The sequence below is a fragment of the Actinomadura kijaniata NBRC 14229 genome (assembly GCF_001552175.1).
GTDB lineage: Bacteria > Actinomycetota > Actinomycetes > Streptosporangiales > Streptosporangiaceae > Spirillospora > Spirillospora kijaniata.
In genome coordinates this window covers 48,362-58,048 of sequence record NZ_BCQR01000061.1, presented here as the reverse complement: position 1 = coordinate 58,048, position 9,687 = coordinate 48,362, and the positions used below count along the sequence as shown (strand labels likewise).

The window sequence follows — 9,687 nt, the reverse complement described above, 5'->3', positions numbered from 1 at the left end:
GACGACACAGATGTCCGTCGCACTGGCCTGGCTGCTGCAGCGATCACCCAACATCCTGCTCATCCCCGGCACGTCATCGACGGCACACCTGCGCCAGAACATCGCCGGCGCGGGACTCTCCCTCTCTCATGAGGACTTGACCGAGCTGGACGACATCAGCCGCTGAATGCCCCAGAGCTGACCGCTTCACAAGCCACGACCAAAGCCACCGTTCAAGTTCCGGCCCCGGTCACCTTCGCGCGGCCGGGGCCGAAACGGGACGATTCACCCTCGCCTGGATGACTTCAGATCATCAACCGTCAGGAACTTGTGTCACACCGGCGGTGGCAGCTCCCCCCGCGTCGGTGGTCGGGTAGGCGCCGAGGTCTCCCGAGGACCGGGGGTTCCTACACCAAGCCCGTCCGGAAGACCTCGACGTTGCACGACGCTACCCCTGAGCCGGCTTCGCCCGCGCTGACATGAATACGTTCTGCCGCCTTGACGAGCTCGGGCTCGAAGTCACCGGTCAGCGGCTCGCCCCCGGACCATGCGGTTCTCGCGTGCCGGGTCGTCGAGTCCGATCAGTGGTGCCGCCGCTGCGGTTGCCAAGGCGCCGCGTGACACCGTGCCCCGGCCACTGGCGCACGAGCCACTGGGCTGGCGGCCCATGATTTGTGAAGGGTGTTGGTTGATTGGATCGTGTTACTAGGACCTAGGTCGGTGGGTGTTTTATTGAAATAAGCAATCGCCTTTACATTGTATATCACTACAACTGAATGTCAATCTCTGCACTCTGGAGGATCACCCCATGAGTTCGACACCACAAGGGTCCACTTCGCTCTTAACTTCGTTGTCCTCACAGGACCTGATGCGCGCCTGACACTGCGGGCTTCGCGAGATCCAGCGCTACGAGTGGAGGTGGACCGGCGGCAGCACGTCTCAGGAGCCAGGAGCGCATCAACGATGAGTGGTCGACCACAGCCCGCCGCATCAGCTCCGCGATGCGGCGGGCTGCCGTCCACCGTCGGGCCCCAAAATCGGGAAGTTCTGGTAGATGGACTGCCGAGACAACGGCTTCAGAACGGTGCGCAGCGCCCAACCGCTCCTAGCTGTAGGTGAAACTGGATGACAGCGACCAAAAGGCCATGGAGGAACGGTTGTCCGAGCTCAAAGCAGGCCGCTTGACAGGCCCGACAACGCTGGACCACCTTGTTGTTCCTCGAAGAGAGACCACCTTGCACAACCGCCAACTTCCTGAGCGGCCGCCGCGCATTCACCCGCCGACATAAACCGTGCGGCCTTCACGCAGTGCCCGTCGCGCGGCCGGAAGCCGCGGCGCGTCCTCGTCCGGCAGCAGCTTCTTGGCCTTCTCCCACGGGACGAACTGCACGTCGCTGATCTCCTCAGGGCTGACCACCTGGGGGTCGCCGTGCACGACGGGCGCGTGGAAGATCCAGTTCAGCATCGGCGCGGGCCGGTCGCCGCGCGCCGGCATCCAGTGCACCACCAGCAACCGGTCCGGTACGCCGACCGATAGCCCCGCCTCCTCGCCGAGCTCGCGGGCGGCGGCGCGCTGCGGTGGCTCGTTGCGCTTGACCAGCCCGCCGGGCAGCTGCCAGTAGGGACGATAGGAGGGTTTGACCAGCAGCACCGCGCCGTCGTCAGCGGTGCCCTGGTGAACCAGGCAGGCCGCCGACATGAACACGTGCGGGGCACGGGCCCACCACACCGCAGGTTCCACCCACGCGGCCACCGTCCCACCCCTCGCCGTTGCGGAGTCGGTGAGACGGTAGTCGCCGCCGGGTCCGTGCGTCCTCCGGTTGCCGGGATGCAGGCGCGCGGGCGGGCCGATCGTTACCTCAGCCGCGGCCGGTCAGCAGCGCCGCCAGCTTGGGCAGTTCGGTCAGCGCCGACTGGCGGCATACCCGGTCGCCGGCGCGGGCGCCCTCGATCAGGTAGGGCACGAACCGCCCCTCCACGCTGGCGAGCCCCTCGGGGTCCAGGAAGAACACCGACAGGCTGCCCTGGCAGCCAGCATCGCGTCGACCAAGGCAGCCCGGGGATCGACTGGGCCAAAATCGTCGCGGCGCGCTCCGATGAGGCCCTGATCGGGGAGGTTGAGGGAGTCTGGGATGTGAAGCGCTGCCCAGATCGTGATCAGGGAACGGGTTGGCCGAAGGCGGCCCGACAGGTGTGGTCTGTGCAGATTCGGTGTGGAGCCAGAGGTTGTCCTGGTCACTAGCGGCGTGGTCCGGTATGCCGCTTAGGGTGCGGCCTGGGGCCTTGAAGTAGTCGTCAGGAGTGGACATCGAAGATCGTCATCCGCTTCTCGATCAGAAGGTTCTTAAGAAGCCGGGCCGCTGCCGACGTGGTTGACCTTCCAGGGATAACCGGGGGCTGGTTTCTCCAAGGCGGTGAAGACGGTCAGGCGCAATGGAGCACCGCGCCAGCCGTCCCGTCCGGTGGGGACGACGGTGAGGTTCCATTCGCGGTGAGCGGCGTAGGGGGTCTCAGGTTCCAGGTCCCCTTCGGGCTGGTGGGGGGTCAGCGTGACCTTGTTGTAGGCGCGGTGGTCCCACCACTCCTGGGACCACCGGCTGGAGGTGGTGCCGCCGGTCAAAGCGGCGTAGTAGCCGGTGGTCAAGTAGGGGCGGGCGCGCCGGTAGACGTCGGCTTGGCTGCGGTCGGTAGCCGAGTCGGCCGTCCACATCGCGAGCACCGCGGCGCGGGAAACCGCGGTGGCATCGCTGGTGTCGATGGTGTGCGGAGCAGGTAGTTGCTTGGCAGCCCCGTCGGAGGGAGCAACCGACGTAGGCAGCGGCGTCGGTGAAGAGGGCAAGGCTGAAGGAGCTGCCGCCGGTGGGCTCGCAGGGGTGGGGGAGACGTCGGCGCTGGAGCAGGAACTCGTCGCCGCGATGCTCCCGAGGGCCATGGCGGTGGCGGCGAGCTGCACCAGCGGGGACCGGCCCGGTCTGCGCTGGGTCATCGGTCCCGGTCCTTGTTGCCGGGCAGCACCGAGATGTGCACGTGGTCGAAGTGGTTCTGGGTGATGTTCCCCCGGTCGTTCATCGCCCGCCAGCCGGGACGCTGGATGTTCCAGATCTGCTGTTTCCAGATCACGTAGGAGATGTTCAGGCGCCTGGCGTTGGCGACGGTGTAGGAGGCCACGGCGTCGCCGAGCTGGCGGCGGGACTCCGAGGGCATGCGGCCGATGGTGGTCACCATGAAGTCGCAGGCGCGCCCCAGGGCGTGGTCCTGGGCGCCGGCGCCGCTGCGGTAGCAGCCGATGGTGGGGAAGGGACCGTAGCGTTGGTCGAGCTCCTGCACGACCGCGCCCATGGTGGCGGTGATGTTGTTGCCCATCAGCGGGGACTTGCCGCCGCCGGGCCTGCGGCCCAAAGCGTCGCTCGGGCTGCCCAGACCGAGTTTGGCGCGGATGTCGGGCCGGGCCAGCGGGCGGGTGGAGCCCATCCAGTCACGGCGGGTTTTGTAGTTCTGCACGCCGATCGCCGGGCGACAGCTGGCGCACCGAGCAACGATCATGGTGCCTTCGGTGGGGTTGATGACCATGCCGACGTGTCCGGGGTTGTTGGCCGAGGTGCCGGGCCCGGAGTTGAAGAAGACCAGGTCTCCGGGCTGTTCGGTGCCTTTGGTGATCTTCACGCCGAAGGGCCATTGCTGGAAGGTGGTGCGCGGGATGGTGATGCCGACCGCGGCGTAGGCGGCCTGGATGAGGCTGGAGCAGTCCCAGGCGTCGGGTCCGGTGGCGCCGAACACGTACGGCTTGCCGCGCTGGGCCATCGCGAACGCGATGATCTTCTGGACCAGACCGCTGACGTCGGCGGGGGTGCAAGCGGCCGCGTCGGACTGGCCGGTCCCGGCGTCCTGGCCGACCGAGAAGTTGCCGGCGGCGTACTTCTCGGCCCATTGCATGGCCCGGGTGGCATAGCGTTCGGCCTCGGGCCCGGCGCCGTTGTAGCGGCGGATCGCGGTACGCGGGTCGACCTTGAAGTAGCCCTTGTCCTCGATCAGGATGCGAGCGGCAGCAGCAATGGCGTCGGCGGGGTCGTAGATGTCGTAGCGGCCGTCGCCGTTGCCATCGGTCTTGAAGCGGCTCCACATGTCGGTGGCAGCGCCGCCGATGCCGATCTGCATGGGCCCCGCTGCGCCTGCCGAGTTGGCACCCGAGTTGATCCCCGGGTCAACGCCTCGGCCGTGGTCGGACTCCAGCTTGCCCATCGCGGCTAGATACACCCAGGGAATGCGGTACTTGGCTCCGGTGAGCTGGTAGAGCCGCAGGTAGTGGGCGGGGATGGTGGACTCGGCCTCGCGGGAGGCGTTGGGCTGGCGGGCGGAGTCGGGTCCGGTGCAAGCTCCGGCTCTGTCAGCGCCCAGGGCCAGCACCACCAGCAGCATCGCACCCAGCAGCAGCGCCGCCAGCAGCGCAATGACCGCGATGAGCACTTTCGTCACCGCCTGCACGACTGATCCCCCGTAACGTCTATCGCTCTCCACGAGCGGGTGATCATCTAAGCAGGAGTTTGGCACCCCTGGTCAAGAAGTGTCACAACAGTGGTCATTCATCCCGCTAAGATCACCACGCCACGTTGATCACTTCGGGGAGGTGACATGAACGTGCGCATGCTCGCTTCGCCACGAAGCGCCGCCGCGTCCACCGAGTCCACCGCGTCGGCTGCGGGCGAGGTCTCTGCCAGCGAGGCGTTGTTCAGCCGGTATGTGCTGATCGGAACGCACGGCGGTGCTGGCACCTCGACTTTGCTGCGGTTGCTGGACCCTCAAGGTGAGGGCGTCTTCACCGAGTGGCGCAAAGGTCAGCAGGCCCCATCTGGACGGACGCCGCTGCTGGTGGCGCGGTCCACTCCCAGCGGGATGCTGACCGCCGCCGGCTGGGTCGCCAACTGGCGGCCCGGCGTGGCCCGCCCGGCACTGGTGGTGGTGGCCGATGCGCCTTTCCGGCACCCGCCCGCGGTGCGGTTCCGGCGACGTGCGCTGCAGTCGCAGGTGACCGCGGTGATCGACGTGCCGTACCTGTATCGGCTGCGGTATGTCGATGATCCCGCCGAGGCGCTGAGCGACCGGAAGGTCGCCGCCGCCGTCCGGAGACTGCACCGGCGGCTGGCCGAACTCCCCTTTCCCTTCGTCCCCCCTGTTGGAGCACCGTGATGCTGCTGTCATTGGCCGTCCGTGTCGAGAACGCTCTAGCTGCACTGGCCGCACCGGATGACCCTCCGCCCGGCGGTGGCCTGCTGGACAACCCTGCCCCCAGAGCACCTGGTGGCCTGGCCGATGTGGCCCAAGACTGGCTTGCCTGGGGCAAGTGGGGATGCCTGCTCGCCGGTGCCCTGGGGCTGCTGTACTGCGCCGGACAGATGGCGGTGGGCCGCCGTAACCGCTCGCACATGGCCGGAGAGGGTGCCGCCGGGATTCCCTGGACGGTGGCGGGCTTGTCGCTGGCGGCGATGGCGGTGCCGTTGGCCACCTCGGTGATGACAGGCGTCGGTAGTTAGGCGGCGTCTTGATGACCTCTGCCCAGCAGATCAGGGACGCCGTCCGACGTCGCCAGCGCCGCACTCGCCTGCTGTTTGGCACCGTCGGATTGTTGGTGGTGGTCCTGGCGGTCTCGGTGGTGATGTCGGGCGGGGGCACCTCTGGACCGGCTCCCTCGTCATCTGCACCGGCATCTCGGCAAGGGGGCGGAGTGTCGGCCCAAGGCGAAGTGACCCTGCCCGGCGCCGCCGAACTCGCCGACGGCAAGTTCCCCGTCCGCTTCCCCCACACCCCCCACGGCGCCGTGGCCGCGATGGTGGCCATGCTGAACAACAGCTGGACCATGGACGTCCAGCACAACCTCAAGGCCGCGGACATCTACGCCCAACCTGCCAGCCGTGAGAAGGCCCGGCTGGCGGCCGAGCCTTCGGCGCAGCGGCTGCGCGAGGGCATCGGGCTCCCCCTGACCGGAGGGGTTCCCGACGGGGCTTACTCCACGGTGACGCCGCGCGGAGTCAAGTGGCAGGCCCTGGGCCCTGACCGGGTCAGGGTGGCGGTGATGGTCCGCTTCACCGCGGCCGCCAGCTCCCAGACCACTCCGGTCGTCCGGGATTTCGCGATGTCCTCGGACTGGCTCTGGGACCCCGCCGTCCGTAGCGGCGACTGGGTGTTGAGCCTGGATCAGGTCGATGAATTCACCCCCGACCTCGCCGAGCCCGGCACTGCCCGGTTCAAGGAGTTGGGCTGGCTGGCGGTCCAGCGATGAAGGGGCGGCCGGTGTCATTCCGCATCGCTGCGCGTTCGGGCAGATCGTGGTCAAGCCGGTTCGCCGGGACGATGACAGCGCTGATGGCGGCCGTGCTAGCCGTGCTGGCCGTGGGCCCGACCGCAGCATCGCCTGGACCGGTCCCAGCGCCGGCCCCGATCAGCCAGCCGATGGCGGTCGTTGCGCCCACTGGTACTCCAGGGCCAAGCCCCTCACCCTCGACGCCCCCGCCTCCCGGCCCGTCCACAAGCCCGTCCCCGGCTCCGTCGGGTTCCCCTTCGGCCCAGCCCCCGGGCGCCAAGGAGTGCCTGCAAGGCGTGCTCCCGCCGCTGATTGATCCCACCGACCCCGAGCGGTCTCGGCGGGAGGCCGAAAAGTGGCGCAACAAGTTGAAGGAGTGCGTGAAGAAGGGGCAGGACGCCGTGACGCCGCCCAGCCCCACCGATGTGGTGAACGGCGGGGTCAACGCGATGTTGTCGTCGCTGGCCGAAGGGGTGGCCAAGGCTGTCACCGACATGGTCCGCGTGACCATGACCGGGTGGCTGTATGCGCCCTCGATCCAGATCGACAAGGACTCGGGGGTCGTCCAGGTCAAGCCCGACGTCCGGCAGCCCGACGGCAAGAAGGGCGACGAGCTCTACAACGGTGGGTGCATGCGGCCGCTGCCCAATGTCCCGCTGAACACCGCGCCGCCGTCCAGTGGCCCGGTGGGGTCGCAACCGGCCAGTGTCGGTCCTTCGACGTCATCGGCGCCGGGGGGTGCCTGCGACCCCAAGGCCAGCTCGATGAGCCAGATCTCGAGCCTGGGGGTGCAGGGTGTGATGGCCAGCATCGGCGCGCTGGTGGCGGCGCTGCTGTTGATCGTGCAGGGGATGCGCACCGCCTTCTCTCGCAAGGGCACTCACGTGATGGAGGCGGTGCGAGGGTTGTTGGTGGCGGCGGTGATGGCGAGCGCGGGCTTGCTGCTGCTGAACACGTTGCTGGTCTTCAGCGATCTGCTGACCGGCTGGATCCTGGACAGCTCCCTGTCCAAGGGGCTGGAGGCCCGGGTCACCACGATGATGGGTCTGTCGGTGGCCACGTTGGGGCCGGTCCCGGTCATCCTGTTGGGCGTGGTGGTGTTCACCATCGCGGTGGTGCAGCTGGTGATGCTGTTCATCCGCCAGTCGGCGATCCCGGTGCTGGCGATGCTGATGCCGGTGGCGGCCGCCGGACAGGTCGGCGGCCAGATCTCCCGGCAGTGGCTGGTGCGGCTGTGGACCAGCCTGTTCGCAATCGTGCTGTACAAGCCGCTGGCGGCGCTGATCTTCGCGGTGGGGTTCTTGGAGACCGGGCAGGGCCAGGGGATCTGGGACGTCATCCGAGGCGCCACCACGCTGGTGCTGGCGATCTTCGCGTTGCCGACGCTGATGAAAATCTTCACGCCGATCGTTGGGCAGGAGGTGTCGATCGGCTCGCACAACCTGTCGCTATCGGGGTTCGTCAGCGGGTTCGCCGAGGGCGGCATGGCCGGGTTCGGCCTGCTGGGCGGCGGCAAGAGCAGCGAGGGCAAGGACGGCGGTGACAAGGGCGGCGGCGGGGTGACGCCCACCGACCCGGCCGCCTACGAGCGGGTCGGGCTGCCGGGCAAGGAAGCCCTGGGCGCTGGAAGCGTGGGCTCCTCCAGCACGGCAGGAGCAGTGGGCGCTGCCGTCCCGGCGGTCGGAGGTGGGTTGCTGCTGGCCGAGAAGGCCGGTGAGGTGGCCAACCAGGCTGCCGACCGGTTCGACCAGGCCGTCGCCCAAGGAGCTGACGCCTTCATCGGCGGTGACGGGGTCGCGCCGGCGGCCGGTAGTTCCCCCAACGACGCGGGCTCAACGTCACAGCCTGGCTCCCAGCAGGGGCTCGGCGATGCGGCCGCTGACCTGACGCCCATGCCGTATGACCCGCGCGATGACCAGGAAATGGACCAGCGGCGTCAAGGGCCGCCCGAACAAGGAGAAACCAGCAGGTGAGCGCGGTGCGTCCCGACGGCTACGGCGACTGGCGAGTCTCGCGGTCCATGGGGCTGGGCGGCATGGACACCCGGCAGACCGTCATGGTGGTGGCCGCCGTGGTCGTCCCGGTGTTCACCTTCGCCTACATCGGAATGACGGCGGGTCTGGTCACCCTTGGCCCGGCGCTGGTGCTGGGGGTGCTGGCGGTCTCGCGGCGCGGCGGGGTGTTGCTGATCGACCTGGCGGTGGCGCGGCTGCGCTGGCAGCGAGCCCACCGGCGCGGTGAGACCACCTACCGGGGTCAGGCGTTCGCCGAGGTTCCCCGCGCTTGGGACCTTCCGGGAGTGCTGGCGCCGCTGCGGCTGGTGAATGTGGAGGAGCCGGGACGCGGCCAGGTGGGGGTGGTGTGGAACCAGGCGACCGGGCGCATGTCGGCGACGCTGTTGTTGTCCCCGGCCGGGGCGCTGCTGGCCGACCTGTCCACCATCACCACCCAGGTTGCCTCCTGGGGGCATTTGCTGGCGTCGCTGGCCGACGACGACAGTGTGCTGCACGCCGCGGTCACCATCGACCTGGTGCCCGAGGCCGGTACCCAACTGGCCGATCACATCGCCGAGCGGATCGTTCCGGATGCTCCCCGGCTGGCCGCCGAGGTGCTGGAGGAGCTGGTGGCCGCCGCGCCGGGCGGAGCCTCGCAGGTGCGGGCGCGGCTGACGTTGACGGCCGATCCGGTCCGTGGCGGGCGTGGTGCGCGCTCGGCGCTGGAGTCGGCGGCCGAGGTCGCGCGGACGCTGGGCGCGTTGCCGATCACCGCTGCTGGAGCCGAGGTCCTGCGCCGGGCCACCACCGATGACCTGGTCCGGATCGTGCGCACCGCGTTCGACCCGGCCGCCGACGCCGCCTCGGCGACGGCCTGGCGGGATCTGGAGTGGGCCGAGGCCGGGCCCGTTGCGGCCGAGGAGCACCTGGATCACTACGAACACGACGGCGCCTACAGCATCTCCTGGGTTCTGCTGGCCGCCCCACGCCAGCGGGTCGCCCACGACGTGCTGTTTCCGTTGTGCAAGCCGGGCCGCTTCGCCCGCCGCGTGACGATCATGTACCGCACCCTGTCGCGGGAAGAAGCCGGAGCGACTCTGGAGCGTGAGGCCAACGTGGCCGCCGCACGCGAGTACGCCCGCCGCAAGTCCAAGCGTGACCCCACCGCCCGCGAGCACGCCGACCGGGACCGGGCCCTGCGCGCCGCCCGCCAAGAGGCCCGCGGCGCAGGTCTGGTCCAGTTCGCGATGTATGTCACCACCACGGTGACCGACCCGGCCGACCTGGAGGAGGCGCGCCGCGAGGTCGAGCGCGCGGCCGGTGACTGCAAGCTGAAGCTCCGGGTGGCCCGCGGCGGGCAGGCGGCGGCGTTCGCCGCCGGCCTGCCGGTGGGCCTGTTCCCGCCCGACGCGTAACCGG

General features: G+C 69.1%; 10 protein-coding genes and 1 pseudogene. 7 read left to right on the top strand and 4 right to left on the bottom strand.

What is annotated here, in order from left to right; all coding sequences use genetic code 11:
* Nucleotides 1–10 precede the first annotated feature (10 nt).
* Together AKI01S_RS49340 and AKI01S_RS52875 are read left to right on the top strand one after the other, a co-directional pair.
* Nucleotides 11–166 carry an aldo/keto reductase gene (locus AKI01S_RS49340; protein WP_369688759.1) on the top strand — a complete coding sequence of 52 codons (156 nt, stop codon included), beginning with the start codon at nt 11–13 and terminating at the stop codon, nt 164–166.
* Nucleotides 167–417: 251 nt separating this feature from the next.
* Nucleotides 418–658, top strand: a pseudogene (locus AKI01S_RS52875) (ISL3 family transposase); the annotation flags it as partial.
* 594 nt (nt 659–1,252) lie between these two features.
* Here the strand turns inward: AKI01S_RS52875 and AKI01S_RS20325 are convergent.
* From AKI01S_RS20325 to AKI01S_RS20315, 4 genes are all read right to left on the bottom strand, one after another.
* Nucleotides 1,253–1,720 carry an NUDIX domain-containing protein gene (locus tag AKI01S_RS20325; RefSeq protein ID WP_157419968.1) on the bottom strand — a complete coding sequence of 156 codons (468 nt, stop codon included), beginning with the start codon at nt 1,718–1,720 and terminating at the stop codon, nt 1,253–1,255.
* Nucleotides 1,721–1,838: 118 nt separating this feature from the next.
* On the bottom strand, nt 1,839–1,991 hold the full coding sequence (locus tag AKI01S_RS50725; RefSeq protein ID WP_157419967.1) for a hypothetical protein: 153 nt from the start codon (nt 1,989–1,991) through the stop codon (nt 1,839–1,841).
* A 332-nt stretch (nt 1,992–2,323) separates the two neighbouring features.
* Nucleotides 2,324–2,689: a hypothetical protein gene (locus tag AKI01S_RS20320; RefSeq protein ID WP_157419966.1), complete on the bottom strand. Its 366-nt coding sequence runs from the start codon at nt 2,687–2,689 to the stop codon at nt 2,324–2,326.
* 272 nt (nt 2,690–2,961) lie between these two features.
* Nucleotides 2,962–4,461 carry a C40 family peptidase gene (locus AKI01S_RS20315; RefSeq protein WP_067820000.1) on the bottom strand — a complete coding sequence of 500 codons (1,500 nt, stop codon included), beginning with the start codon at nt 4,459–4,461 and terminating at the stop codon, nt 2,962–2,964.
* A 147-nt stretch (nt 4,462–4,608) separates the two neighbouring features.
* Between AKI01S_RS20315 and AKI01S_RS50720 the strand changes: the two genes are divergently transcribed.
* The 5 genes from AKI01S_RS50720 (at nt 4,609) to AKI01S_RS20290 (ending at nt 9,683) form a co-directional block, all read left to right on the top strand.
* Nucleotides 4,609–5,163, top strand: a complete 555-nt coding sequence (locus tag AKI01S_RS50720) for a hypothetical protein (RefSeq protein ID WP_157419965.1) — start codon at nt 4,609–4,611, stop codon at nt 5,161–5,163.
* Nucleotides 5,163–5,507, top strand: coding sequence for a hypothetical protein (locus AKI01S_RS20305; RefSeq protein WP_067819993.1), 345 nt, complete (start codon nt 5,163–5,165; stop codon nt 5,505–5,507). Before AKI01S_RS50720 ends, AKI01S_RS20305 begins: the two co-directional genes overlap by 1 nt.
* Before the next feature lie 11 nt (nt 5,508–5,518).
* Nucleotides 5,519–6,253, top strand: a complete 735-nt coding sequence (locus AKI01S_RS20300) for a hypothetical protein (RefSeq protein ID WP_157419964.1) — start codon at nt 5,519–5,521, stop codon at nt 6,251–6,253.
* Nucleotides 6,254–6,570: 317 nt separating this feature from the next.
* Nucleotides 6,571–8,247 (top strand): TrbL/VirB6 family protein, encoded by a 1,677-nt coding sequence (locus tag AKI01S_RS20295; RefSeq protein ID WP_067819986.1) that lies wholly within the window; start codon nt 6,571–6,573, stop codon nt 8,245–8,247.
* On the top strand, nt 8,244–9,683 hold the full coding sequence (locus AKI01S_RS20290) for an SCO6880 family protein (RefSeq protein WP_067819983.1): 1,440 nt from the start codon (nt 8,244–8,246) through the stop codon (nt 9,681–9,683). The genes AKI01S_RS20295 and AKI01S_RS20290 overlap by 4 nt, the downstream gene beginning before the upstream one ends.
* Nucleotides 9,684–9,687: the final 4 nt, after the last annotated feature.